The sequence below is a fragment of the Nitrosospira sp. TNL200 genome (assembly GCF_055386305.1).
In genome coordinates this window covers 2,454,398-2,479,977 of record NZ_AP041003.1, presented here as the reverse complement: position 1 = coordinate 2,479,977, position 25,580 = coordinate 2,454,398, and the positions used below count along the sequence as shown (strand labels likewise).

General features: G+C 58.3%; 20 protein-coding genes. 15 read left to right on the top strand and 5 right to left on the bottom strand.

The window, feature by feature from the left end:
* The 12 genes from nuoC to ACZ5CE_RS11155 all read left to right on the top strand — a co-directional run bounded on the left by nuoC (position 1) and on the right by ACZ5CE_RS11155 (position 14,170).
* Positions 1-1,782 carry an NADH-quinone oxidoreductase subunit C/D gene (gene nuoC, locus ACZ5CE_RS11210; protein WP_464574997.1) on the top strand — a complete coding sequence of 594 codons (1,782 nt, stop codon included), beginning with the start codon at positions 1-3 and terminating at the stop codon, positions 1,780-1,782.
* Positions 1,783-1,788: 6 nt separating this feature from the next.
* Positions 1,789-2,322 (top strand): NADH-quinone oxidoreductase subunit NuoE, encoded by a 534-nt coding sequence (nuoE, locus tag ACZ5CE_RS11205; RefSeq protein ID WP_464574996.1) that lies wholly within the window; start codon positions 1,789-1,791, stop codon positions 2,320-2,322.
* On the top strand, positions 2,300-3,571 hold the full coding sequence (gene nuoF / locus ACZ5CE_RS11200) for an NADH-quinone oxidoreductase subunit NuoF (RefSeq protein WP_464574995.1): 1,272 nt from the start codon (positions 2,300-2,302) through the stop codon (positions 3,569-3,571). Before nuoE ends, nuoF begins: the two co-directional genes overlap by 23 nt.
* 2 nt (positions 3,572-3,573) lie before the next feature.
* A complete protein-coding gene (gene nuoG, locus ACZ5CE_RS11195) occupies positions 3,574-6,360 on the top strand; it encodes an NADH-quinone oxidoreductase subunit NuoG (RefSeq protein ID WP_464574994.1) in 2,787 nt (928 codons plus the stop codon).
* A complete protein-coding gene (gene nuoH / locus ACZ5CE_RS11190) occupies positions 6,357-7,313 on the top strand; it encodes an NADH-quinone oxidoreductase subunit NuoH (RefSeq protein ID WP_464574993.1) in 957 nt (318 codons plus the stop codon). Before nuoG ends, nuoH begins: the two co-directional genes overlap by 4 nt.
* Positions 7,314-7,340: 27 nt before the next feature.
* Positions 7,341-7,856, top strand: coding sequence for an NADH-quinone oxidoreductase subunit NuoI (gene nuoI / locus ACZ5CE_RS11185; protein ID WP_464574992.1), 516 nt, complete (start codon positions 7,341-7,343; stop codon positions 7,854-7,856).
* A gap of 35 nt (positions 7,857-7,891) precedes the next feature.
* On the top strand, positions 7,892-8,428 hold the full coding sequence (gene nuoJ / locus ACZ5CE_RS11180) for an NADH-quinone oxidoreductase subunit J (protein WP_464574991.1): 537 nt from the start codon (positions 7,892-7,894) through the stop codon (positions 8,426-8,428).
* Positions 8,415-8,741, top strand: a complete 327-nt coding sequence (nuoK, locus tag ACZ5CE_RS11175; protein ID WP_464574990.1) for an NADH-quinone oxidoreductase subunit NuoK — start codon at positions 8,415-8,417, stop codon at positions 8,739-8,741. The genes nuoJ and nuoK overlap by 14 nt, the downstream gene beginning before the upstream one ends.
* A gap of 237 nt (positions 8,742-8,978) precedes the next feature.
* Positions 8,979-10,952, top strand: coding sequence for an NADH-quinone oxidoreductase subunit L (nuoL, locus tag ACZ5CE_RS11170; protein WP_464574989.1), 1,974 nt, complete (start codon positions 8,979-8,981; stop codon positions 10,950-10,952).
* Complete coding sequence (nuoM, locus tag ACZ5CE_RS11165) at positions 10,949-12,451, top strand: NADH-quinone oxidoreductase subunit M (protein ID WP_464574988.1); 1,503 nt, start codon at positions 10,949-10,951, stop codon at positions 12,449-12,451. The genes nuoL and nuoM overlap by 4 nt, the downstream gene beginning before the upstream one ends.
* On the top strand, positions 12,448-13,971 hold the full coding sequence (locus tag ACZ5CE_RS11160) for an NADH-quinone oxidoreductase subunit N (RefSeq protein WP_464574987.1): 1,524 nt from the start codon (positions 12,448-12,450) through the stop codon (positions 13,969-13,971). Before nuoM ends, ACZ5CE_RS11160 begins: the two co-directional genes overlap by 4 nt.
* Before the next feature lie 31 nt (positions 13,972-14,002).
* Entirely contained in the window at positions 14,003-14,170 is a 168-nt protein-coding gene (locus ACZ5CE_RS11155; RefSeq protein ID WP_464574986.1) for a DUF3330 domain-containing protein, read from the top strand.
* Between the two features lie 149 nt (positions 14,171-14,319).
* On the opposite strand, the gene ACZ5CE_RS11150 is transcribed toward ACZ5CE_RS11155, so the two are convergent.
* The 4 genes from ACZ5CE_RS11150 to ACZ5CE_RS11135 form a co-directional block, all read right to left on the bottom strand.
* Complete coding sequence (locus ACZ5CE_RS11150; protein ID WP_464574985.1) at positions 14,320-15,486, bottom strand: lipocalin-like domain-containing protein; 1,167 nt, start codon at positions 15,484-15,486, stop codon at positions 14,320-14,322.
* Positions 15,486-18,092, bottom strand: coding sequence for an ABC transporter permease (locus tag ACZ5CE_RS11145; RefSeq protein WP_464574984.1), 2,607 nt, complete (start codon positions 18,090-18,092; stop codon positions 15,486-15,488). The genes ACZ5CE_RS11150 and ACZ5CE_RS11145 overlap by 1 nt, the downstream gene beginning before the upstream one ends.
* Positions 18,089-18,763, bottom strand: a complete 675-nt coding sequence (locus ACZ5CE_RS11140) for an ABC transporter ATP-binding protein (protein ID WP_464574983.1) — start codon at positions 18,761-18,763, stop codon at positions 18,089-18,091. The genes ACZ5CE_RS11145 and ACZ5CE_RS11140 overlap by 4 nt, the downstream gene beginning before the upstream one ends.
* Positions 18,764-19,061: 298 nt before the next feature.
* On the bottom strand, positions 19,062-19,706 hold the full coding sequence (locus ACZ5CE_RS11135) for a phosphoribosyltransferase (RefSeq protein WP_464574982.1): 645 nt from the start codon (positions 19,704-19,706) through the stop codon (positions 19,062-19,064).
* Between the two features lie 568 nt (positions 19,707-20,274).
* Here ACZ5CE_RS11135 and ACZ5CE_RS11130 point away from each other — a divergent pair.
* The 3 genes from ACZ5CE_RS11130 to ACZ5CE_RS11120 all read left to right on the top strand — a co-directional run bounded on the left by ACZ5CE_RS11130 (position 20,275) and on the right by ACZ5CE_RS11120 (position 24,500).
* Positions 20,275-21,468: an acetate/propionate family kinase gene (locus ACZ5CE_RS11130; RefSeq protein WP_464574981.1), complete on the top strand. Its 1,194-nt coding sequence runs from the start codon at positions 20,275-20,277 to the stop codon at positions 21,466-21,468.
* Positions 21,443-23,866 (top strand): phosphoketolase family protein, encoded by a 2,424-nt coding sequence (locus ACZ5CE_RS11125; RefSeq protein ID WP_464574980.1) that lies wholly within the window; start codon positions 21,443-21,445, stop codon positions 23,864-23,866. The genes ACZ5CE_RS11130 and ACZ5CE_RS11125 overlap by 26 nt, the downstream gene beginning before the upstream one ends.
* A gap of 355 nt (positions 23,867-24,221) precedes the next feature.
* Positions 24,222-24,500, top strand: coding sequence for a hypothetical protein (locus ACZ5CE_RS11120; RefSeq protein ID WP_464574979.1), 279 nt, complete (start codon positions 24,222-24,224; stop codon positions 24,498-24,500).
* A 67-nt stretch (positions 24,501-24,567) separates the two neighbouring features.
* On the opposite strand, the gene ppsR is transcribed toward ACZ5CE_RS11120, so the two are convergent.
* Complete coding sequence (ppsR, locus tag ACZ5CE_RS11115) at positions 24,568-25,407, bottom strand: posphoenolpyruvate synthetase regulatory kinase/phosphorylase PpsR (RefSeq protein WP_464574978.1); 840 nt, start codon at positions 25,405-25,407, stop codon at positions 24,568-24,570.
* Between the last annotated feature and the right edge of the window lie 173 nt (positions 25,408-25,580).

Here is a 25,580-nt window from a genome sequence, read left to right as displayed (position 1 = left end):
TTGAATGAAATTTCATCCAGCGTGGCTCCCCCGGAACCGGATTCCCCGGGCATTCTCCAGGAACTGCGAGCGCGCTTCGGTGCGGCGATCGGTGCTTGCCAGGCAACCTGTGATGGTGTGCCCACTCCCTGGATTGAGAAGAGCAGAGTGCGCGATATCCTGCGTTATCTGAAACTGGAGGCGGAGCAGCCCTACCGCATGCTATATGACCTTACCGCCATCGACGAGCGCACGCGCGTCCACCGTGAAGGCCAGCCGGAAAGCAGTTTCACCGTGGTTTATCATTTGCTGTCGTTCGCTCGCAATGCGGACATCCGCCTCAAAGTAGCGCTTTCCCCCGAGGATCTGGTGATGCCCACCATTACGGACATCTGGACTTCGGCGAACTGGTACGAGCGCGAGATCTGGGATATGTTCGGCATCGTTTTTTCCGGCCACCCGCATTTGCGGCGCATCCTGCTCCCGGCCACCTGGCAGGGGCATCCGTTGCATAAAGACCATCCGGCACGCGCTACCGAAATGGAGCCATTCCGCCTGCCGCAGGATAAGGAAAACGCCGAGCAGGAGGCGCTGCGCTTCCATCCGGAAGAGTGGGGCATGCGGCGGGCGCATGACGGCACCGATTTCATGTTTCTCAACCTGGGACCCAACCACCCCGCGATGCATGGCGTCTTCCGCATCATATTGCAGCTCGATGGCGAAGAAATCGTCGACGCCGTGCCGGAAATAGGCTTTCACCATCGCGGCGCGGAAAAAATGGGCGAGCGCCAATCCTGGCATACCTATATTCCCTATACCGACCGAATCGATTACCTGGGAGGGGTAATGAACAACCTTCCCTACGTGCTGGCTGTGGAAAAGCTGGCGGGCATCGAGGTGCCGGACAGGGTGAAGGTGATTCGCGTGATGATGTGCGAATTTTCTCGCATTGCCAGCCACCTGGTGTTCTACGGTACCTACGCACAGGATCTGGGCGCCCTGTCGCCAGTATTTTTCATGTTCACCGATCGCGAGCGGGTATTCGACATCGTCGAGGCGATTTGCGGGGGGCGCATGCATCCGAGCTGGTTTCGCATCGGTGGCGTGGCCCAGGATCTGCCACAGGGATGGGATAAGCTGGTGCGGGATTTCGTCGACTACCTTCCATCCCGGCTTGACGAATACGACCGGATCGCGCTTGGCAACAGCATCCTGAAGGTACGCAGCCGGGATGTGGGCAGCTATACCGTGGAAGAGGCAATGGAGTGGGGCGTCACCGGACCGGGGCTGCGCGCGTGCGGCTTCGAGTGGGATTTTCGCAAGGCGCGTCCCTACTCAGGATACGAACAGTTCGAGTTCGAGATACCGACCGGCCAGCGCGGCGATTGCTACGATCGCTGCGCCGTCCGTGCCGAGGAAATCCGCCAGAGCTTGCGCATCATCAAGCAGTGCCTGGACCATATGCCGCCCGGTCCCTATAAAGCAGATCATCCGCTTACCACCCCGCCACTTAAAAAACAGACTTTGCAGGACATCGAGACCCTCATCGATCATTTTCTGGGCGTGAGCTGGGGGCCGGTGATCCCTGCGGGGGAAGCATTCATGTGCGTGGAGGCAACCAAGGGAAGCAATGGCTATTACCTGATCAGCGATGGCAGCACCATGGCCTACCGGGTGCGTATCCGCACGCCTTCCTTTCCGCACCTGCAGATGATTCCCCTTATCAGCCGCGGACTGATGGTTTCTGATTTGGTTGCCATTCTGGGGAGCATCGATTATGTCATGGCCGACGTCGATCGTTGAGGAATCATGCTGAGCGAGCAGGAGCGAAAGGAAATAGAGGCGCATTCCCGGCACTATCCGAACAATCGCTCTGCATGTATCGAAGCGCTCAAGATCGTGCAGCGATATCGGGGCTGGGTGTCGGATGAAGGCATCAAGGACGTAGCCGATGCCTTGCAGATGACACCGGCTGAACTGGAGGGCATTGCCACTTTTTACAACATGATTTTCCGCAAGCCGGTGGGCAGGCATGTGATCCTGCTATGCGACAGCGTGAGTTGCTGGATCATGGGCTATGAGCGCATGCGCGAGCATCTGCATGCCCGGCTGGGTATCGGACTGGGTGAAACCAGCGCGGATGGCTGCTTTACCTTGCTTCCGAATGTATGCCTCGGCGCATGCGACCACGCACCGGTCATGATGATAGACGACACGCTGCACCAGGATCTGGACCCCGCCAGGCTTGACGAAATCATCGACTGGCATGCGAAGCGCTTTTTTCTACAGGAAGAAAAGAAGGAAAAAAAAGAGGCCGCCGATGGAAACACCTCTGACCCGTAACATCTTGCCGGGGGAAAAACCGCCGGATTTCGCGCAGTATGAGAAGGCGGGCGGTTACGCGGCGCTGCGCAAAGCCCTGCGCATGTCGCCCGACGACATCATGGAGGAAGTAAAGGAGGCCAACCTGCGCGGTCGAGGCGGGGCGGGGTTTCCAACCGCGAAGAAATGGAGTTTCGTACCGATGGGCGAGGATGCGCCACATCCTAAATATCTCATCTGCAATGCGGACGAGATGGAGCCCGGTACGTTCAAGGACCGTTTCCTGCTCGAAGGCGATCCGCACCAGTTGCTGGAAGGCATGATCATCAGCGGGTACGCGATACAGGCCGATATCGGCTACATTTTCCTGCGGTGGGCCTACAAGCTGGCGGCGGAGCGGCTGGAACAGGCTATCGGCGAAGCTTACCGCCAGGGTTATCTGGGCAGGAATATCCTGGGCTCGGAATACAGCCTGGAACTGCATCTGCACGTCAGCGCCGGCCGCTATATGTGCGGGGAAGAAACCGCGCTGCTCAATGCCCTGGAAGGCAAGCGCGCCAATCCACGCGCCAAGCCGCCCTATCCACAGGTAAGCGGTTTATGGGGCAAACCCACGGTCGTCAACAACGTCGAGACACTGTGCAATGTGCCGCATATCGTGAACCACGGTGCCGCGTGGTTCAAAAGCCTGAGCCGTAGCGGCGATGGCGGCACCAAGCTGTATGGCGTGAGCGGAAGGGTAAAGAAGCCGGGGTTGTGGGAACTGCCGATAGGGACGCCCATCCGCCAGATCCTGGAGGAGCATGCCGGCGGCATGCGGGACGGATACCGTTTTCGTGGTCTCCTGCCGGGAGGCGCTTCGACCGATTTTCTGGTCGCGGATCATCTTGACACGGCAATGGATTTCGAATCGATGCAGGCGGCAGGCAGCCGTCTCGGCACCGGTACCATGATCATCCTCGACGACAGGACCTGCCCTGTCGGCATGCTGCGCAATCTCGAACACTTCTTCGCGCAGGAATCATGCGGGTGGTGCACGCCTTGCTGGTCCGGGCTTTCATGGGTCGAGCAAATCCTGCAAGGCCTGGAAGAGGGAGAAGGCCAGGCTTCCGATCTGGAACGGCTGCAGGCTCATGCGCGCCTGCTGGGGCCCGGCCATACCTTTTGCGCATTGGCGCCCGGTGCCGCGGAACCGCTGCAAAGCGGACTCAAATATTTCAGGGATGACTTTGAGCGGCACGTCCAGGAGAAACGCTGTCCATGGAGATGAAGATGGCGACCGTTCATATCGAGAACCGGCCCTATCCGGTCAAGGATGGCGAAAACCTGCTGCAGCAATGCCTTTCCCTGGGGTTCGACCTTCCTTATTTCTGCTGGCATCCTGCACTGGGTTCGGTGGGCGCCTGTCGGCAATGCGCGATCAAGCAATTCAAGGACGAAGAGGACAAGCGCGGCAAGATTGTCATGGCATGCATGACCCCGGCCACGGACGGAACCCGCATTTCCATAGATGATCCCGAGGCGCGGGAATTCCGCGCCAGTGTGATCGAATGGCTGATGGTCAATCATCCGCACGATTGTCCGGTGTGCGATGAAGGGGGCGAGTGCCACCTGCAGGACATGACAGTCATGACCGGCCATACCTATCGCCGCTACCGCGGGCGGAAGCGCACATTTTACAACCAGGACCTGGGGCCGCTGGTCAATCATGAGATGAATCGCTGCATCCAATGCTACCGCTGCACACGGTTTTATCGCGACTATGCCGGCGGGCGCGACCTGGAGGCACTGGCACTGCGCAACCAGGTCTACTTCGGCCGCCATCAGGATGGTACGCTCGAAAGCGAATTCAGCGGCAATCTGGTGGAAGTCTGCCCTACCGGTGTTTTTACCGACAAGACCCTGAAACAGCATTACACCCGCAAGTGGGATTTCCAGACAGCGCCCTCGATATGCGTGCACTGCGCGCTGGGTTGCAACACGATTCCCGGCGAGCGTTATGGCAAATTGCGGCGCATTCGCAATCGTTACAATGGTGCAGTCAACGGCTATTTCCTGTGCGATCGCGGGCGCTACGGGTATGACTTCGTCAACAGCCGGCACAGAATCAGGCGGCCCGCATTTCGAAAACAAAAGGATGCGCCGCTGCAATCCGCCACCAAAGACGAGGTGCTTCAGCACCTGGCCGAGCTGTTCTCGAAGGGAAGCCAGGTAATCGGCATTGGTTCGCCACGCGCCTCGCTCGAAGCCAATTTCGCGTTACGCACACTGGTGGGACCCGAACGGTTCTATGCCGGGATATCTGCGCGCGACCATGATTTACTTTCTTCCATACTGGATATTTTACGGCAGGGTTCCGCGCGCTCGCCGTCGCTGCGCGAGGTGGAACTCGCCGACGCGGTACTGGTATTGGGGGAGGATGTAGCCAACACCGCGCCGCTGCTGGCGCTGGCGCTGCGTCAATCGGTACGTCGCCAGCCGCTCAGGATCGCCGGGAAAATGCACATTCCACACTGGGATGATCATGCGGTGCGCGAAGCAACCCAGGGAAAAAGCGGCCCATTGTTCATTGCCACGCTCGTCGGCACCAGGCTCGACGATATTGCCACGCAGACCTTTCACGGCACACCCGATGAGCTCGCCCGTCTTGGTTTCGCCGTGGCGCATGCGCTCGATTCCCATGCTCCGCCGGTTCCCGATCTGCCGAGTGAAACAGGCAAGCTGGCCCATGCCATCTCGGAAGCGCTGAAAGCGGCGGAGCGTCCTCTCGTCATCTCCGGCACGGGCTGCGGCAATGCCGGAGTCATCGAGGCGGCAGCCAATGTGGCATGGGCGCTATGTCATACGGGACACCCGGCGGAGCTTTGCTTTGCGCTTGGCGAGTGCAACAGCCTGGGTGCGGCAATGATGGGAGCCCCTGGCTTCGAATCGGCGTTCGAACCCGTGCATGGCATCGACGGTAGCGCTGAAATGCCTGCCACAACCGTTATCCTTCTTGAGAACGACCTCTATCAGCACGCGGATGCCGGCGTAGTCGGCCGGTTCCTTGCCGCTGCCCGGCACGTCGTGGTCATCGATCACACCGCCCACCAAAGCAGCACGCAAGCCGACGTCGTGCTGCCAGCCAGCACTTTTGCCGAAGCCGATGGAACCCTCGTGAATAGCGAAGGCCGGGCTCAGCGTTTTTTTCAGGTATTCGTTCCGCAAGTCGATATCCGGGAAAGCTGGCGCTGGGTGCAGGACATCATGACCCTGACCGGGCGCAGCAAGGATGCTTCATGGGTGAATCTGGATCACGTGATGGCAGCCTGCGCAAGGGATATTCCCGAACTGGAGCCTATTTTGTCCGCCGCGCCCGGTTCGGAATTCCGGATGGAAGGACAGAAAATCCCGCGCGAGCCGCACCGCTACAGCGGGCGTACGGCCATGTCGGCCAACGCCAGCGTGCATGAGCCCGAACCGCCAGACGACCCTGATGCGCCGTTTTCATTTTCCATGGAAGGATATTCGGGACGTCCTCCGCCAGCGCTCATCCCCCGCTTCTGGGCGCCAGGCTGGAACTCAGCGCAGGCGGTCAACAAGTTTCAGGATGAGGTGGGTGGACAGCTTGCCGGAGGCGATCCCGGCACACGCCTGATCGAGCCGAAACCCAACAGTCGCATGGACTATTTCCGCAACGTACCTTCCGTGTTCGACCGTCGTGCCGGAGAATGGCTGGTGGTGCCGCTGCATCATATCTTCGGTTCGGAGGCGTTGAGCTTGCTTGCACCCGCTATCGCCGAGCTGGCTGTAGCACCCTATCTCGCGCTGAACCCGGAGGATGCGGCGGAACTGGGTCTGGCTGCCGGAGCCAGTGTGTTATTGCAACTGAGCAGGAATGGCGGGGCGGATCACGAAATGGATTATGAGATACCCGTGCAATTGAGGGCCGAGCTGCGGCGCGGCGTGGCCGGGCTGCCCGCAGGCCTGCCGGATCTCGCCGGAATCATCCTGCCTGCATGGGGCAGGGTGGCAGGAGCGAAGAAGAGTACAAAGATAGGGGAGGGCGCTGCACCATGAACGAGCTGGCGCGAAACTGGCTCAACATTATCGTGATCCTGATCGTCGTGTTCAGTTTCGCGGCGTTGCTGTCCTGGATCGAGCGGCGGCTGTTGGGGGTCTGGCAGGATCGCTATGGCCCCAACCGGGTTGGGCCATTCGGTGTGCTTCAAGTCGTTGCCGATGCGATCAAGCTTCTCACCAAGGAAGACTGGGTGCCGCCATTCGCCGACAAGGCGGTATTCGTCCTGGCGCCGGCAATCATCTTTGCCACCACGCTGTTCGCGTTTGCCGTCGTGCCTATCGCGCCAGGTATCGGCGTAGCCGATTTGAATATCGGATTGCTGTTTTTTCTCGCCATGTCCTCGCTCGGGGTGTACAGCATCGTTCTGGGAGGCTGGGCATCCAACGACAAGTACTCGCTTCTGGGCAGTTTCCGTGCAGCGGCCCAGATGCTGAGTTATGAGGTTTTCATGGGGCTCTCGCTGATGGGCGTCGTCATGCTGGCTGGTTCGTTCAATCTGCACGACATCGTGACCGCGCAGGAAGATTTATGGTTCTGCGTTCCGCAAATCCTCGGCCTTATGACCTTTGCCGTCGCTGGAATCGCCGAGGCGCGGCGCCTGCCTTTTGACCTGCCCGAAGCGGAGAATGAACTGGTAGCGGGCTTCCATACCGAGTACTCCAGCATGAAATTCGGCCTGTTTTTCATTGGCGAATATGTCGGCATCATTCTCATTTCGGCGATGATGGTGACATTGTTCTTCGGTGGATGGCAGGGACCGTTATTGCCGCCGCTGATATGGTTTCTTCTCAAGACCTCCATCATCATCAGTTGTTTCATCCTGCTGCGGGCGTCATTACCGCGGCCGCGCTACGACCAGCTGATGGCCTATGGCTGGAAAGTGATGCTGCCGCTGACGCTGGTCAATCTGCTGCTTACGGGAGCGATCGTGCTCGCATGGGAGTCATGATGACCTGCCGCTTGGGAGAGAAATGACATGTGGAATTCATTGAAGACGATGTGGATCATCTTTTTGCATATGTTCCGGCGCAGAGTGACGATCCAGTACCCGGACGAAAAGCCCGATATTCCGCCTCGCTGGCGTGGCCGCATCATCCTGAGCCGCGATCCGGACGGGGAGGAACGTTGCGTGGCGTGCTATCTCTGCGCGGCCGCCTGCCCGGTCGATTGCATTGCCCTGCAGGCCACGGAGGATGAGCATGGCCGGCGCTATCCGGAATTCTTTCGCATCAATTTTTCCCGCTGCATTTTTTGCGGCTACTGCGAGGAAGCGTGTCCCACCGATGCCATCCAGCTCACCCCGGATTTCGAAATAGGCGAATACGACCGGAAAAACCTGGTGTACGAAAAAGAGGATCTGCTGATCGATGGACCCGGCAAGTATCCAGACTATAACTTCTATCGGGTGGCGGGACTCGCCATAGGGAGCAAGAACAAGGGCGAAGCCGAGAACGAAAAGCCCCCGGTGGATCCGCACAGTCTGCTGCCCTGAATCCCGAAACCGTATCCGATGTAGAGGAGGCGTTCATGGAAATCACGTTCTACCTGTCAGCGGCGATTGCCATTGCCGCCACGCTGATGGTCATCACGGTTTCTAACGCGACGCATGCGTTGCTCTACCTGATCGTTTCGCTGCTTGCGGTGGCTATCGTATTTTTCGTGCTGGGCGCACCCTTTGCGGCAGCGCTGGAAATCATCATCTACGCCGGAGCGATCATGGTGCTGTTCGTGTTCGTGATGATGATGCTCAACCTGGGAAAGGCTGCCGCCGCGAGAGAGCAGGGCTGGCTGAATCCGGGCATCTGGACGGGTCCGGGCGTTCTGGCCGCCCTGCTGCTGGCCGAACTGGCGTATATTTTCGCGCAAGGCGGCGATACGCCCTGGGGCACGGCCGCGGTGACTGCGAAGGAGGTCGGCATCGCTCTCTTCGGACCCTATCTTCTCGGCGTCGAGCTGGCTTCGCTGCTGCTCCTGGCGGGTTTGGTGGGAGCATGCCACCTGGGCTGGAATCAGGCGGGCATCGAAACCGGGCACGAGGAAGAGCGTGGCCATGAGAACGGCTGAGGCCATTGCCGCGATCCCGATGCATCATGGGCTGGTGCTTGCAGCAATCCTGTTCGCGCTGGGAATGATCGGCATCCTGGCCCGGCGCAATCTCGTTTTCATCCTGATGTCGATCGAAATCATTTTTAATGCGGCCGGACTTGCCTTTGTGGTTGCCGGTGCACGCTGGGAGCAGGCCGATGGGCAGGTGATGCTCATCTTTATCCTTGCGGTGGCAGCGGCGGAAGTTTCGGTCGGCCTCGCATTGCTGCTGTTGCTCTATCGCCGCTTCCAGACCCTGGATGCCGACGCGGTGAGCAAGATGCAGGGATGATCCCAAACCCGGCGGTTGGACAGGGAGGGAGTATGTTTTTTGGGGTTGCAGGGCAAGGCGCAACGACGCGGGAATGGCTGTTCCATTCCAAGGAGTTGCAACGCAGTCAGGTACCTCAAAAAAGCATAATCTGCCCTGTAGCGAACTCACAAAAAGGTGAGGGTCAAGTGTCTTAAGAGCTTTGCAGATCAGGGTGGTAACTGAAAATGAGCGATCAACTGCCGGGTTTAAGATAATATGCTGTCCCTCCTCTGGCTCATTCCCACGCTGCCTCTGGCCGGTTTCCTGGTGCTGGCACTCGGAGAAAGATATCTGGGGCATCGCAGCATTGCGGTAATTGGGACGAGCTCGACGGCTCTCTCGGCACTCATTGCCATCCTGATCGGGATGGATTTCATCGCTGCGCCACCGCCGGGCTTTGTTTTCCGGCAGGAAGCATGGAGCTGGATCGCCGTGGCCGGTTTCTCGCCAGGGATCGGCTTTTATCTTGACGCATTATCACTGGTGATGGTCCTGGTGGTGACTCTCATCAGTTTTCTGATACACCTTTATTCCACGGAATTCATGAGCGGCGATGAGGACTATGCGCGCTTTTTCGCCTATATGAATCTCTTCGTCGGTTCGATGTGCATCTTGATACTTGCCGACAATCTCCTGTTTCTTTATCTGGGTTGGGAAGGGGTGGGGCTTTGCAGCTATCTGCTGATCGGATTCTGGTATCGGGATCCTGCCAACGGACGCGCCGCGCGCAAAGCGTTTATCGTAACCCGGATCGGCGATACCGCCATGGCGATCGGCCTTTTCTTGCTATTCACCCATCTGGGAACCCTCGATATCCAGCCGCTGATGCAGTCTGCCGGCCAGCAATGGCCGGAGGGGGAAGGACTCGCCATTCTTACCGCGGCACTTCTGCTTGCCGGTGCGGTGGGCAAATCCGCGCAGCTTCCATTACAGACCTGGCTGCCCGATGCAATGGCCGGGCCTACGCCGGTGAGCGCGCTGATGCATGCTGCAACCATGGTAACGGCAGGCGTTTATCTGATTGCCCGCACGCATGTGCTCTTTACGCTCGCGCCAGTGGCGCAGCATGCGGTAGCGGTGATCGGCGCCCTTACCCTGTTGCTGGCGGGATTCAGCGCGCTCGTTCAAACCGACATCAAGCGGGTGCTGGCCTATTCGACCATCAGCCAGATTGGTTATATGTTCCTGGCCCTTGGAGTAGGCGCATGGTCAGCGGCCATTTTTCACCTGATGACGCACGCTTTCTTCAAGGCCTTGCTGTTCCTGAGCGCGGGCGTGGTCATCATGAGCCTGCACGAGGAACACAATATCTTCCGGATGGGCGCACTGAGGAAAAAACTTCCCATCGCATTCTGGACTTTTCTGATTGGCAGCGCATCGCTCGCGGCGCTGCCACTTGTTACTGCAGGCTTCTACAGCAAGGACCTGATTCTCTGGCGGGCCTGGTCGTCAGCAGGAGGAAATCCATGGTTATGGGCCGCGGGGTGGGGGGGTGCAATATTGACTGGCCTTTATATCTTTCGCGTGGTGTTTCTCGTCTTTTTTGGCGAAGCGAGGACTGCTATGCCTCCCGGAACCGCACGGCCAGGGCTGCGCATAACTCTACCGCTTATAGTGCTTGCCGCATTCTCTCTGGTTGGCGGATTGATTGAAACTCCACCTTTTCTCGGCAATTTAACGCTGTTTTCCAGCTTTGTTCAGCATGCCTTGCCACCGGCTCAGGCCGTTCATGACGAAAAAAATGACGAAACCATACTGGAGCTGCTCGCAATTGCTGCCTCTCTTGGCGGCATCGCATTGGCGTACCTGTTGTTTTTGAGATATCCCGCCTTTCTCCAGGGAATGATGCTGATCCCGGCATTCGCAAGAATCCGGGAATTCTGGCAGTCTGGCTGGGGTTTCGACCGTTTCTATGAGTTCCTGTTCGTGCGGCCCTATCTCTGGCTTGCGCACGCGGATCGGCGTGACGTGATCGACAATATCTACAAGATGGCGCTTTCATGCATGCTCAGGTGGCTGCAGAAGGTCGATCCTCACGACGTGATCAACACTATCTACAATGGCCTGGCCGGGCTTTGTCTGTTTCTCCATCGCGCCTTGAGTGCAACGCAAAGCGGACAGGTGCGCCGCTACGCGGCGGCGATCGCCACCGGGTCGATCGGTATTCTATTCATCGGGATATTCGCATGATTCTCTCCGCCTTAATTTTCATCCTTGTAGCCGGCGGTGTGCTGGCATGGATGGCGAATCGGTGGTATCCGGGCTCTGCAAAGTGGGTCGCGCTGGCTACGGTGGGCATCGAACTGGTTTTGACGATATGGCTTTGGCTGCAGTCTGCCAGCGCCATGGCTCTTTCCGCTCACGGGGGATGGTTTGCCGAGATCAAGGCGGAGTGGATACCGCGTTTCGGAGTGAGCTTTCATCTGGCCATGGATGAAACAAGCCTCATCCTGGTCATGCTGACCGCTTTTCTGGGGATAGTCTCAGTGGCATGTTCCTGGACGGAAATCCAGGAGCGTGCCGGGTTCTTTTACTTCAACCTGCTATGGACTCTGGCAGGGGCAATCGGCGTATTCCTTGCGCTGGACCTGTTTCTGTTTTTCTTCTTCTGGGAGCTGATGCTGGTGCCGATGTATTTCCTGATTGCGATCTGGGGTCACGAGAATCGGCGGTATGCATCGATCAAGTTCTTCATTTTCGCCGAGGGGAGCGGCCTGTTCATGCTGGTGGCAATTCTTGCGCTGGTATTCGTCCATTACCGCGGTACTGGAGTCCTGACATTCGATTATTTCGAGCTATTGAATACGGCAATGGCTCCCTCCACCGGACTGTGGATCATGCTCGGCTTTTTCATTGCTTTTGCAGTCAAGACGCCCATCGTGCCATTTCATACCTGGCTGCCGGACGCACATACCGAGGCGCCGACAGCGGGAAGCGTAATTCTTGCAGGGGTATTGCTGAAAACCGGCGCGTACGGACTGCTGCGCTTCGTTGTCCCGCTATTCCCCGATGCCGCGCTGCAATTTGCGCCGGTGGCGATCACGTTGGGAGCAACCGGAGTTCTCTACGGCGCTTTCCTGGCGTTCGCCCAGACGGATTTGAAACGCCTGGTGGCCTACACCAGCGTGAGTCACCTGGGCTTTGTGGTGCTCGGGATATTCGCCTGGAATCCCTGGTCGCTTGGAGGAGCCGTGATGCAGATGATCGCGCACGGCATCAGCACGGGAGCGCTGTTTGTAATCGCAGGCATTTTGCAGGATCGGACCCACACACGCGACATGCGTCGCTTTGAAGGCCTGTGGAGCGTCATGCCGCGCCTGGCGGCAATGGGACTGTTTTTTGCCATTGCCACGCTTGGGCTGCCGGGAATGGGTAATTTCGTCGGGGAATTCCTGATATTGATGGGATTATACCGCGTCAACAGCGTACTGGCGTCCGTCGCGGCGGTGGCATTTGTCGCCAGTGTCGTGTATGCGCTTGCGCTGGTGCAGAAAACCTTTTATGGTGAGAATAAGCATGATTGGCAACTACCTGATCTGTCGGGCCGAGAAATGGCGACCTTGTATTCAATGGCGGCCATTACGCTATGGCTGGGGCTGTACCCTCAACCGGTACTCGATGCCGCGCCGGACATAGCAAGCCGTCCGCCTGCGATTGCTGTCGCTGATCGCGAGGGGAACGCGGAATGAACCCGCCACCCTCCGCGCTACACCCGGACTTCATGGCCCTATCCCCGCTCATCCTCCTTTCCGGGTCTGCGATAGTGGTGATGCTGGCCGCAGCCTTTTGCCGTCATCCCCGACCGGTCATGATGTTGACGCTCGCGGGGCTGGTTCTGTCATTTGCATCACTGTTTCTGCCCCAGGGCATCGGGTCACGCCAGATCACGGCTCTGCTGATCCTCGATACCTATGCGCTGTTTTTTATCGGGCTCATCTTTGCCGCAACCTTTGTCGTCGCAGTACTGTGCTATCGCTACTTCGGCGGCTCTGAAAGCCGCCATGAAGCGCTTTACATCCTGCTGCTGCTGGCTGCGCTCGGAGGCGGAATTCTGGTGGCGAGCAGCCATTTTACCTCGTTTCTGCTGGGTCTGGAATTGCTCAGCATTTCACTGTTTGCATTGATCGCCTATCCGCGCTTCACGGAGCGGCCTCTCGAAGCGGGAATCAAATACCTGATCCTCGCCGGGCTCTCATCCGGATTGCTTTTGTTTGGCATGGCGCTGGTCTACGCACAGCTCGGAACGATGCAGTTTGCGAAAATCGGAACAATGCTTGCTGCCCCGCATCAGGCGCTGGAGCTCTACGGACTGGCAGGGCTCGCGCTGATTGTCTCCGGTGTCGCATTCAAGCTGGCGCTGGTGCCCTTTCACATGTGGACCCCGGATGTATATGAGGGTGCGCCTGCGCCGATTACCGCATTTATCGCCACTGTTTCAAAGGGCGCCATGCTTGCCCTGCTGCTGCGCTATTTCCTCATGGCAGGCGCGCACCAGTTGCAGCCGATCACATTCGCACTGAGCCTGGTTGCCGTCACGACGATTCTGGTTGGCAACCTGCTCGCCCTGTTACAGGATAACATCAAGCGGCTTCTTGCCTATTCCTCAATTGCCCAGCTTGGCTATCTGCTGGTCGGCTTTCTGGCATTCGGCGCAATGGCGGCTGAGGCGGTGGCTTATTATCTCGCCGCTTATTTTGTAACCATGCTGGGCGCTTTTGGTGTGGTTACCGTATTGTCCCGAGGGGTTCCGGAACAGGACAGCGGTTCGCTCGCTGATTATGCCGGTCTGTTCTGGCACAGGCCATGGCTGGCCGGAGTATTCACTGCCATGCTGTTGTCGCTTGCGGGCATTCCGCTGACCATGGGTTTCATCGGCAAGTTTTACGTGCTGGCGGCCGCAATCAGCGCTTCATTATGGCTGCCGGTCATCGTCCTGGTGGTTGGCAGCGCGATCAGCCTGTATTATTACCTGCGGATCATTGCCGCGATGTTCTCGAGCGACTCGAACGCAGACCATGGCAAAGAAATATCACCTCCGGTGCCGGCTTCCCTGGCGGAAAGCATCACGCTGGCTGCACTGACAGGGTTGCTGATAGGATTGGGCATCTATCCCGCGCTCCTCGTTCCATCGCTTGAGACAATGGCCGTACAGGTGGCCGGGCTGGCGGAACATTCCACCCTGGCTTACGTTTCCTGGAACGGCAAGTGACAGCAAAAGCTGAAAAAAGAGGAGGTTTGGAATGCGTGAGCCGGAGCAGCCATCCGATCCCGAGATGATCCCCTGCATCGTGTGTTTCAAGGAAATTCCGGTATCAGAGGTGTTAAGCGAAGAAGCAGTCGATTATGTGCTGCATTTTTGTGGATTGGAGTGTTATGCGAAATGGAAGAGTCATGAGGACGCCGGATGAGTTTCGGGATCGAAGCCGGGTTGTGCCGGGCAAAAAGGGGAATGGAAATACATGTTCTGATCGAGTCAATCGCTCGTGGCGTCGCGGCACCTATGTTCTCCGACAAATTGCATTCATAGCCTTGTAATTCACGAGCCGATATTCATCCTTCATAGCTTGAGCGGCTTCACATAACCGGTCATTTCAAAATAGCCGCGTCCCGCAGGCGCCCCATCGCGGGTCACCGTTACCGCCCCCTCCCAGTAAACTGCGCCGACGGATTCGCGCGAATCGAGTTCCTGATCGTCCTGCAATGGGGTGAGCAGCCATTCTGTCGCGCCGGTTCTGATTCGCATCGCCACGGGATAGGTGGCGCCCGTTCGCGGTGAACGCCAGGTGCGCTGCGGTTCGAAGTTCACCTCCTGCGGCGTGAAAAGCGTCATTTTTCCGGATTGATCGCGTAGGCCGGCGTAAGCCCATATCTTGCAGCCGTCCTTGCCACGAATCTGAAAAGCCATCAGGGCCGATCCGTCATCGAGATTGACTCCAACCCAATCCCATCCGTCCGCATCCGGGTCGAGATAGGCGGTGGACCACTCGTGGTCGAGCCACGCACTGCCGTTGACGGCAATGGATTTGCCGTCGCGCACGATCGTCCCCGCCACCTCGAGGTGGGGTTCGCTATAGTAGTAGCTTGCCTGTTCCGGTTGTGGTCCTTTGCGGGAAAAACCGTTTTCTCCCTGCTTCATCGGTGGTTGCGTGGGCGTGAGCGAAAGGTGCAGCGAGAAGTCCCGGGAGCTTATGCTGGTCTGGTAGCGGCCGTTTTCTTCGCGCAGCATCGTCCAGTCGTCCAGCCTTACGTCCGTATTGCCGACCTTGGTATAAGCCAGGCCAAATCCGTCGCGGGCGCTTTTCTGGTCATGCTGGAGTTTCCCGACCGCGGGGTCGGATAGAGCCGCATGGGCAATGATGAGCTGATTCGGTGCAAAACGGCTGGGGTTGCTCGTGTCGAGGCCGGTGGCTGCGCGAAAAAACGTGACCTGGAATCCAAGCGGTTTTTTCTCCGGCGTTTCCAGCCACCCCGTCACGTACCACCATTCGGTTCGAAAGGTGGGGTGAGCGCCAAAATCGCGAGGAAATGACAGGGCGACCCCTGGCACGACGGCAGAAAACTTCGGCAGGACGCGAGATGGCTCATCCGGCGATGCGGCGCACGCAGCGGCAATGAAAGCCAGTGACAGAGACAGCGGCAGGAACACCTTTCTTCCAGCCGCATGTTTCCGGCCTGCGCGTCCAAGATGGCTATTGGAAATCAATGTACAATCTGGTGATGGCATTACCAATCCTCCCTTACTGCACGCACCGCCTTGCCGGAAACCGCATGCCGGCCGGACATCAAGGCCGTCAGCGACGCCAGGGCCAGCAATGTCAGGGCGACCGCCCCCAGCCCCTTCCACGGCAAGCTCATCTGCATCGTCCAGTGGAACGATTGCGGATTCACTATGAACACCAGGATCAGGCTGATGCACCAGCCGATCATCGATCCGAACATGATGCCGAGGGCGGTAAGGCAGGCGCCCTCCATACCCAGCATACCGAGAATTTGACCCCGCGTCATGCCTATATGGCGCAAGATGCCAAATTCCCTGGCCCGTGCCAGCGTTTGTGCGGAGAAGCTCGCGGCCACTCCCGACAGCCCGATGATGATCGCTACCCCTTCCAGGAGATAGGTCACGGCGAAGCTGCGGTCGAAAATATTCAGGCTCAACGCGCGTATTTCGCCAGGTGTGGAAAACTCCAGCGCTTCCCCGAAGGAAAGGCGTTTCAACCAGGTGATTACCTGCTCCGGCTTGACTCCGGATTCCAGCCACAGCGCGGCGTCGTTGACTTTCTGGTCTCCCGTCAGCGCGCGATAGTCCGAAAGCCGCATCTGTATGGCGCCGAACTGCCTCCCATAGTCGCGCCACACACCAGCAACGACAAAGGCGGGTGGGATGCGGCCCGATGATGGAGCTGGTCCCGGGGTCCCCAGGGGCAGATCTACCCGCGTTCCGGCCTTGAATCCATACAAGTCCACCATCGCTTCCGATACCCATATGGGAATCGCGTCCTCCGGGAGCAGGGAAGGCTCCATCACATCGGCAGTCAGCGGCAATATGCTCGCAGGGTCGGTTATGTCGATAGGGCGAGCCGTTAAGGCCACGGCGGGCCGCGCCGGGTCGAGCATGATCTGGGATGAACGAAAGAAATCGATGCGCGATACGCCGGGGGCGGCTGCGATCGACTTCATTTCTTCCGGGTAAAGGCCGCGCGCATCGCCTGCCGCCGCGGTTTGAACGTATAAATCCGCTGGGAGGATATGCCTTAGCCAATCGTCGACCGATACGCGAAAGCTGGCGACCATGATGGCCATGGCGACCACCAGGCTGAAGCTGGACACCACGCCTCCCAGGGCGATGGCGGCCTGGTTCGGCGCATTCGCCAGCCGTGCCAGGGCGAGCGCGGGTAGCGTCCCTGACATGTGGCGCATCATGGAAAGCAGCATGGAAAAAATCGATGCGGAAAGGCGCGGCATGAGCGCGATGCCGCCAATCAATAGCAGCGCTATGGTGAGATAACCGAACACCGGTAATTCAAAAACCGGCGGCATTCCTGCGAACAAGGCCCCTGATGCCAGGCAGAGGAGGGCTGGCCACGGATTGGCAAGCCGGGAGAGCGCCATATCCTCGCTGCCTGCCTTGAGCGCAAGAGCCGGCTTTGCCTTCGCCGCTTCCCTGGCGGGAGCGGCGCTTCCAAGCAAGGTGACGGTAAGTCCCAGCAGGAAAAAGATGGCGGCCGCAAGCGGATCAAAATGCAATCGGGGTTTTACGCCGGAGAAAAATCCGCTTCCCAGGTCGCCGCCGAAAAAATGGATCGATCCGGCGGCGGCCAGATAGCCCAGCCCGAGGCCGAGCAGGGATCCCAGGGATCCCAGGACGGCGCCTTCCAGCAGGATCTGCCCCAGTAGCTGCTGTTGCGTCCATCCGATCACCCGCAGCAGCGCAAACTGGCTTCGGCGCCGTACGATTGACAGCGCCTGCGTGGAAAAAACGAGGAATGCGCCGGTGAACAGCGCCACCAGAGCCAGCATGTTGAGGTTGACCCGGTAGGCGCGCGACATGTTTGCGACGCGCACTTCCTGGTCCGCGGTTTCGGTAACGAGGTATCGCGCGCCCAGGTCCCGCGCGAGCGCAGTCTTGAAACGGTCGTGGTCGATACCACGGACCAGTTTAAGTTCGATCCGCGATAACTGGCTCAGGCGCTGGAAGCGCCATTGCGTCGCGCCGATATCCATTACACCCAGTCTCTGTCCTGCCCGTGTCCGCACCAGGCCGCCGGCGACCCGAAGCCTGACGGCTTGCGTTCCCATGCGCAATTGCAGCCGATCCCCTCGCTTCACTTTCAGCCATTCCATTGCCGCCGGGGAAAGAAAAATGGCATCATCCTCCAGCATATCGAACAGCCTGTCTTCGTCTGGAATGCCAATCACATCGGGAGAGATGGCCGCAGCCCGAAAAATATCCAGTCCGAGTATCTTCAGCGTAGCATTTTTGCGCTCACCCGAATTGCCGGGGATGGCAACGTCGAGTTCCAATATCGGATTGGCGAGCTCGACCCCGGACCGTTGGGCCAGACGCGGATAGAGGGATTCGTCGAACGTGGGCTGGACTCCGCGCACTTGCAGGTCGGATTGGCCGGAAAGGCTGCGGGCAGCCGCGGAGAATTCGTTGAAAGCCGCCGTGTTGATCAGATGCACGGCAAACCCGAGTGCCACCCCGAGAGCGATCGCGCAGATGGTTACGGCTATTTGCAGCCGATGAGCCCGCCATTCGCCCGATAACAGCCAGAAACCCAGGACACTTCTGCGTGACGAGGCCGTCATCCTGTTTCGTGTGGTTGTCATTGCATCTGCCGTGCTGCGGGACTGAGTCCTTCTTTCGTCAGCAGCAGCGTCCGGTCGGCAGTGGCCGCCGCTGCGTGCGAATGCGTGACGAGGATGCCGGAGGCGCCATTTTCCCTGATTTCTTCCCGCATCAGCATAAGGATCTCATGCGCTGTGTCAGGGTCGAGATTGCCGGTCGGCTCGTCCGCCAGAATCAATGCGGGGCGATGCACCAGGGCGCGGGCGATGGCAACGCGCTGCAGTTCTCCACCGGACAACTGCCGGGGAAAATCATCGGCCCTGTCCGGCAATCCCACGGCGCCCAACATCTGTTCAGCGCGTTTTTCCGCGTGTTGCGTGGCGGCGTTGTTCAGCAGCAAGGGCAGGGCGACATTCTGGCGCAGCGTCAAATGCGGCAGGATGTGAAACGCCTGGAATACGAAACCAAATTCCTTGCGCCTGAGCCTGGTCGCGGCGTCGTCGCTCAACGAGGAAATAGCGGTGCCGTTAATCAGAATTTCACCGCGATCGGGTGAATCGAGGCCCGCAATCAGGTTCAGCAGTGTCGATTTGCCCACGCCGGATTCGCCCATTATCGCCACATATTCGCCCTGCCGAAGCAGGTAGGATAAGCCGGCCAGTACTTGCCGCCCGCCGGCGTAGGCTTTATCGATATTCCGCAGTTCCAGCATGACTGATGCGCGCTATACCGCGTGGGCGAGCAGGAGCAGGTTCCGGGTGGGTATTCCGGGTTTCTGGAGGCATCAACATTAAATCGTAAAAATAGTGAAATTTTTCATGGCGATAAGCTTTATCGGTTTTCCCGGATTTCTCCGGGTTTCTGAAGCCGAAAAGCCTATTGTACCGCTTTGCACCGTTTCGGACTGGGTTCGGACCGGGAGCACGAGAGTCGTTTGAATGAGTACAGCGGAAAAACCGCCGGGACGTAATCCTGTTAACGACAGATTTTCCCATTAGTAAAAAGTAAACCTAACCGGCTTGTGGTCGGGCGGAACCGGCAAGAATGGCGACAACTTCTTCATCGTCCACCTGGGGAAATTCCCCGTAAAATTGTCCTACCGCCTGGAAGTGGGCTGGAACCGAGAGACACACCACGCGGTCCGCATCAGCGCCGACTTTTTTCAGCGCGTCGGACGAGGCAACCGGTACGGCGCAGACCAGTTCCCCCGGATTTTTTGCTCTGATGGAATGCAGTGCCGAGATCATGGTTGAGCCGGTTGCGAGTCCGTCATCCACCACGATAACCACGCGGGAAGCCGGGTTGATCGGCGGCCGCACGGGTGTATACTGGGCGCGACGCTGACGCATCACGTCAAGCTGGGCGGAAACTTCGGCATCGATATATCGCTGGGTCGCGCCAACGCTGGAGGCGTAATCCGCGAGATAAATCCGGCCGCTTTCGTCCACGGAACCGATGGCGAACTCGGGGTGGTGGGGAGCGCGCAATTTATGCACGAGCACCACGTCCAGATCGCCGTCCAGCTCGTCGGCGATGACCTTGGCCATGGGTACCGCGCCCCTGGGAATCGCGAGAACCAGCGGCTGCCTGCCCCGGTATTCGGATAGCGCTGCGGCAAGCTGTCTGGCTGCCGCCATACGATCTTCAAAAAACATTCTGCCTCCAGCTGGGTCTTGTCGTTTATCGATCGGGCAAACGTAAAAAAGCGGATGTAAAAAAGTGGATGGGCCTCTTTTCTTCCAGCATCGCCTGAAGACGGTTTTTCAAGAATTTCCATAGGGTGTCCATAGGGTAGTATAGGCTTTATGGCGATTGTCGGCGCCAGGCGCATGTCAAGTACTACGGCGCCGGTCATGATTTCGGGGGATAGAAAAATCTTTTTTCTGATGCCAGAGATAGACGGATGGCTACGCCTATGATCGGCAACGTACAGACCCGGCACGAAAGCGCGTCTATTTTCGCGGTGCGCTTATAAAATCTGCGATTCGAGTCCATTTGTCCGCAGTATCGACAATGGGAAGCATTAGTATCCTGAACCGGAAATACGTCGAATAAATACCTGGATCATTTCCGCGAAGACCGCAATCCAGTAACCTGAAAAAGCGCTGGATTGCGGCGCCCGGAATGGCACGGGCTTTTTATGCAATGGATTTACGATTCACCACACTAGCGCTGTCATCTATAGCGGTGACAATGGCAGCGCGATAATCTGAAAGAACGCCAATGCCAGATCCTTCCAGCAGCGCATCCGAGATCATTCTGACTGTCAATACCGGCAGCTCATCCGTGCGCCTTGCGGCATTCGCGCGCGAGGATGATGTGGTTTCCATGCTGGCGAACGAGCGCTATGGGTTTGGCGCCCGTGCTTTGTCTGCGAAGGATGTGCTTGCCACGTTCATGCAGACTCATGGAATCGCGCATGTGGATGTTTCCGCGCACCGTGTGGTCCATGGCGGGGAAACACTCAATACCTCCCGCTTGCTCGACCGGAAAGTCGAAGCCGAAATTGACCGGCTGACCCATCTCGCACCCTTGCATAACCCCGTTTCACTGCAATGGATACGTGCGGTCCGTGAGATACTGGGTGGAGATATTCACCAGGTCGCCGTATTTGACACGGCCTTCTTCGCCAACCTGCCCCCGGTGGCGAAGATCTATCCCATTCCACATGTTTTGTCGCAAAAATATCGGGTGCGCCGCTATGGCTTCCACGGACTGGCGCACCAGGCCATGTGGCAGAAATGGCAGTTGCTACGGCCGGAGATAGGGGGCGGAGGGAGAGTTGTCTCCATGCAGCTTGGCTCCGGTTGTTCGATTGCCGCGATCGATAAAGGTCTGCCGCGCGATACGTCCATGGGGTTTTCGCCCCTGGAAGGATTGATGATGGCGACGCGTTCGGGAGATATCGACCCCGGACTCATCGCATTTCTCCAGCGGCAGGAAGGTCTTACGGTGGCGCAACTGGACCGGATGCTGAACGAGCAGTCCGGCCTGCTGGGCATTTCCGAAACGAGTGCCGATATGCGGGAACTGCTCGAGTCCCAGGATGAGCTTGCACGCCTGGCGGTGGAGATCTACTGCTATCGCGCGCGCAAATACCTTGGCGCATACCTTGCAGTATTAGGAGGCGCAAATGCGGTAATTTTTGGCGGCGGCGTGGGGGAGAACCTGCCTGCCATCCGCGAACGAATTCTCAGCGGCATGGAATGGTGCGGGATCGGGATCGACCATGAAAAAAACAGGTGCGTGCAAGGACCCTCGCGTGTCAGCACCGCTGCCGCCGGTATCGAAGTTTGGGTTATACCGGTTGATGAGGCCGAACTTCTGGCGCGCGAAGCGGTAGCCCTGATGCAAACACAAACAGTGGAGACCAGGATTTTTGGAGGATCGGATGAAGGATACCCCATTGCTGGCTGAAAACGAGCTGCCGCTTTCCCCGGATGAACTGAACCGGATTCAGCGTTATTGGCGGGCAGCGAATTATCTCTCCGTAGGCCAGATTTATTTGCTCGACAATCCGCTGCTCAGGAGGCCGCTCACGCTCGATGATGTCAAGCCTCGCCTGCTGGGGCATTGGGGAACGACCCCGGGACTCAACTTCATCTATGCTCATCTCAACCGGATCATCAAAAAAAATGCCCTGAGCATGATTTATATCGCCGGCCCCGGCCATGGCGGTCCGGCAATGGTTGCCAACACCTGGCTGGAGGGGACTTATAGCGAGTTCTATCCTTATGTTTCGCGGGATGCAATCGGGATGCAGCGGCTGTTCAAGCAGTTCTCGTTTCCCGGTGGAATACCCAGCCACGTGGCGCCGGAAACGCCGGGTTCGATTCATGAAGGCGGAGAGCTGGGTTATGCGCTATCACATGCTTTTGGCGCCGCTTTCGATAACCCTGATCTTATCGTCGCCTGCATAATTGGAGATGGAGAAGCGGAGACCGGGCCGCTTGCGGCCTCCTGGCATTCAAACAAGTTTCTCAATCCTGCCCAGGATGGGGCGGTGCTGCCAATCCTGCACCTGAACGGCTACAAGATCGCGGGTCCGACGGTGCTTGCCCGCATCAGCCATGAAGAGCTGGAAGACCTGCTCAGGGGATATGGCTATGAGCCCTATTTTGTCGAAGGCGCCGATCCCGGATTCATGCACCAGAAAATGGCCGCCACGCTGGATAGCGTGATTGGCAGGATCCAGGCGATCCAGAGGGCAGCCCGGGCTGTGGCGCCGGATGCGAGCGCAACCGGCAGCGCCGGGACCTACCCGCGATGGCCCGTGGTCGTGCTGCGCAGCCCCAAGGGCTGGACCGGGCCCGAGGAAGTGGATGGAAAGAAAATCGAGGATTACTGGCGCTCTCACCAGGTACCGCTTGCCGGGATCGGTTCAAAACCGGAGCACCTGAGGCTGCTGGAAAACTGGATGAGAAGTTACAAACCGGAAGAGCTGTTCGATGCGGAAGGGGGGCTGTTGCCGGAACTGGCGAACCTTGCGCCTGAAGGGGATCGCCGCATGGGAGCCAACCCCCATGCCAATGGCGGGCGGCTGCTCAAGGATCTGGAGATGCCGGATTTCAGGGACTACGCGGTTGCTGTGCCCGAACCGGGGGTTACGCTGGGGGAAGCCACAAGGGAAATGGGAAAACTGCTGCGGGACGTCATGAAGCTCAATCATGACAGCAGGAATTTCCGCGTAATGGGGCCGGATGAAACCAGCTCCAACCGGCTCGATGCCTTGTTCGAAGTAACGGGCCGAACCTGGCTGGCGCCGATATTGCCCGAGGATGAGCACCTGGCTGCGGACGGAAGGGTGATGGAAATACTTTCCGAGCACACATGCCAGGGCTGGCTGGAAGGATATCTGCTTACGGGGCGCCATGGGCTCTTTTCATGCTACGAAGCATTTATCCATATCGTCGATTCGATGCTGAACCAGCATGCCAAGTGGCTCAAGGTCACCACAAGGGAGATCCCGTGGCGCAGTCCGATCGCATCGCTGAATTACCTGCTGACATCGCATGTATGGCGCCAGGACCACAACGGTTTTTCGCACCAGGATCCCGGTTTTATCGATCTGGTGGTAAACAAGAAAGCCGACATCATTCGGGTTTATCTGCCGCCCGACGCCAACACATTGCTCTTTATCACCGACAAATGCCTGCGTTCCCGAAATTTCATCAATGTCATCGTGGCGGGGAAGCAACCGGCCCTGCAGTGGCTCGACATGGACGCGGCAATCAAGCACAGCACTGCCGGCATTGGCATCTGGGACTGGGCGAGCAACGATCAGGATGGCGATACCGACGTAGTGCTCGCGTGCGCGGGTGACGTGCCGACGCTCGAAATGCTGGCTGCCGTGGACATATTGCGGCGTCATGCGCCCGAGATCAAAATGCGCGTGATCAACGTCGTCGATCTGATGACATTGCAGCCCAGGGAGGAGCATCCCCACGGGTTATCCGATCGCGACTTCGATACGCTTTTTACTCCAAGCAAGCCCATCATCTTCGCTTACCACGGGTATCCCTGGCTTATCCATCGCCTGACATACCGGCGCACCAACCATGAGAATCTCCACGTGCGCGGCTACAAGGAAGAGGGCACCACGACCACGCCGTTCGACATGACCGTGCTCAATGACCTCGATCGCTTCCATCTGGTAATGGATGTGGTTGATCGCGTGCCGAAGCTCGGCTACAGGGCGGCCGGCCTCAAGCAGAAAATGCGCGACAAGCTGACGGAGCACAAGCAGTATATCGTGCACCATGGGGAGGATATGCCGGAAATACGCCATTGGCGCTGGTCTTCCCCGGCTTCATGAATAGCGCCCATGCTGCTCATCATCAATGCCCTTGCCATTTATGCTTCATTCTCGCTGAACCAGACGCTCGCGATATATTGGGGAGCAGTTTTGCCGGCGTTGTATGCCCTTGTGGTTGCGCCGCAGGCGCTGATCGAGCGCTCGGGCATTCCGCCCGCGACGATAACGAGAATCCTGGTTCCCAAATGGAATAACGCCGAGGATCTGACAGCGTATATCGTGAAATACTGGATGGCCCTGGCGACCTCCACCACTTCCTGGAAAAAGCGGCGCGACAGCGTGATCCTCTACCTGACGGCTTTTTTCTTCAGCGCCGTCTATATCTTCAAGGAACTTTTTGCGGCAGGGGGGGCTGATGCTCGCGGTAGGCTATGTGCTGTACCGGATGAGCATAAAAGTGGATCGTCCCCGATCGATCTATGCCAGCTCCGAATTCAAGGATGGAAGTTACGGCGATTCCGGGAGAAAGGAATGGGAACTGGCAGCCATGGCCATCATCGCATTTTCCGACCTGTATCCGGATGATGAGCCCCTGCAGGAATCCGCCAGCGAGGTTCTGGAAGACGGCGATGTCAAGCTGCTGCTGGCCAAATACCGCTACGAGGATGGCGCAAGCTGGGCGGCGGCGAGTTGAGGGGCGCCGAGGTGCATTGAAGTCTTTTGTCCGTGGCGCCTGGCACGGCGCCCGGGTTATGTCTGCGCTAATAGATCTTTCGCTGCAGCTTCGCGTGATGCAATACCGCTATGGCCATTTCCTCGATGGATTTATTGGTTGCATCCAGATAGGGTATTCCTTCCCGCTTCATCAGCGCTTCAGCTTCGCGCACTTCCTGCTGGCAATTGTCGAGCGACGCGTATCGGCTGCCCGGCCTGCGCTCGCTGCGTATCTGATGCAGGCGCTCGGGATGGATGTTGAATCCGAACAGCTTCCCCTCCAGGTTCTCGAGCTGTTCGGGCAATCCCGCCCTGGCGAAATCTTCCGGGACCAGTGGATAGTTTCCGGCGCAGACGCCATACTGAAGAGCAAGGTAAAGGCAAGTAGGAGTCTTGCCGCTACGCGATACGCCGACGAGAATGATGTCGGCCTGTGCCCAGTTTTTCCTGGAAATCCCGTCGTCATGATCCAGGGTGAATCTTATCGCATCGATGCGCCGCCGGTGGTCGGCCGTGTCGCCGATCCGGTGAGAGTGTCCCATGGCAGGCGAAGAGGTCACGCCAAGCTCGGCTTCGAGCGGCGCAATGAGGGAACCGAAGCAGTCCAGGTGAAATGCATTGGCGGAGTTGAGCGCTGCGCGGATCGAGGGATTTGCAAAGGTGCTCAACAGCAGTGGGCGGACGCCATCCGCGGCAGCGCGCTCGTTGATCTCGCTCACGGCAGCCGCGGCCTTATCCGGAGTATCGATATAGGGGATGGTGATTTCGTTGAACTGCAGGTTATCAAACTGCCTCAGGAGGCTGCGTCCCAGCATTTCCATGGTGATGCCCGTGCGATCGGAAACAAAAAAGGCAGTGCGGTGCGGTGGGTTTGCTGTGGTTGACATTTGCTTCAACTTGCCAATAATGAATAATGGCTTCGTTGTAGCACATGGGGAAGAGGTGAGCAAATCCTCGTTGGCGCGGCGGCGGTCTCATAGGATAGGATGGGGTGCGCGAAAGGCGGGCACGAATGGCTGGTCCCCGGATGGAGTCCCGGCGGGCTTGCCATGGCCGGAAT

Bases quoted from the DNA above. Each gene is read 5' to 3' on its own strand.
- nuoI (WP_464574992.1), top strand. From the start codon at position 7,341: ATGTGGAATTCATTGAAGACGATGTGGATCATCTTTTTGCATATGTTC.
- nuoL (WP_464574989.1), top strand. From the start codon at position 8,979: ATGCTGTCCCTCCTCTGGCTCATTCCCACGCTGCCTCTGGCCGGTTTC.
- ACZ5CE_RS11120 (WP_464574979.1), top strand. From the start codon at position 24,222: ATGCTCGCGGTAGGCTATGTGCTGTACCGGATGAGCATAAAAGTGGAT.
- ACZ5CE_RS11155 (WP_464574986.1), top strand. From the start codon at position 14,003: ATGCGTGAGCCGGAGCAGCCATCCGATCCCGAGATGATCCCCTGCATC.
- ACZ5CE_RS11135 (WP_464574982.1), bottom strand. From the start codon at position 19,706: ATGTTTTTTGAAGATCGTATGGCGGCAGCCAGACAGCTTGCCGCAGCG.
- ppsR (WP_464574978.1), bottom strand. From the start codon at position 25,407: ATGTCAACCACAGCAAACCCACCGCACCGCACTGCCTTTTTTGTTTCC.
- nuoF (WP_464574995.1), top strand. From the start codon at position 2,300: ATGGAAACACCTCTGACCCGTAACATCTTGCCGGGGGAAAAACCGCCG.
- nuoM (WP_464574988.1), top strand. From the start codon at position 10,949: ATGATTCTCTCCGCCTTAATTTTCATCCTTGTAGCCGGCGGTGTGCTG.
- nuoG (WP_464574994.1), top strand. From the start codon at position 3,574: ATGGCGACCGTTCATATCGAGAACCGGCCCTATCCGGTCAAGGATGGC.
- ACZ5CE_RS11150 (WP_464574985.1), bottom strand. From the start codon at position 15,486: ATGCCATCACCAGATTGTACATTGATTTCCAATAGCCATCTTGGACGC.
- ACZ5CE_RS11125 (WP_464574980.1), top strand. From the start codon at position 21,443: ATGAAGGATACCCCATTGCTGGCTGAAAACGAGCTGCCGCTTTCCCCG.
- nuoJ (WP_464574991.1), top strand. From the start codon at position 7,892: ATGGAAATCACGTTCTACCTGTCAGCGGCGATTGCCATTGCCGCCACG.
- nuoH (WP_464574993.1), top strand. From the start codon at position 6,357: ATGAACGAGCTGGCGCGAAACTGGCTCAACATTATCGTGATCCTGATC.
- nuoE (WP_464574996.1), top strand. From the start codon at position 1,789: ATGCTGAGCGAGCAGGAGCGAAAGGAAATAGAGGCGCATTCCCGGCAC.
- ACZ5CE_RS11160 (WP_464574987.1), top strand. From the start codon at position 12,448: ATGAACCCGCCACCCTCCGCGCTACACCCGGACTTCATGGCCCTATCC.
- ACZ5CE_RS11145 (WP_464574984.1), bottom strand. From the start codon at position 18,092: ATGACAACCACACGAAACAGGATGACGGCCTCGTCACGCAGAAGTGTC.
- ACZ5CE_RS11130 (WP_464574981.1), top strand. From the start codon at position 20,275: ATGCCAGATCCTTCCAGCAGCGCATCCGAGATCATTCTGACTGTCAAT.
- ACZ5CE_RS11140 (WP_464574983.1), bottom strand. From the start codon at position 18,763: ATGCTGGAACTGCGGAATATCGATAAAGCCTACGCCGGCGGGCGGCAA.
- nuoK (WP_464574990.1), top strand. From the start codon at position 8,415: ATGAGAACGGCTGAGGCCATTGCCGCGATCCCGATGCATCATGGGCTG.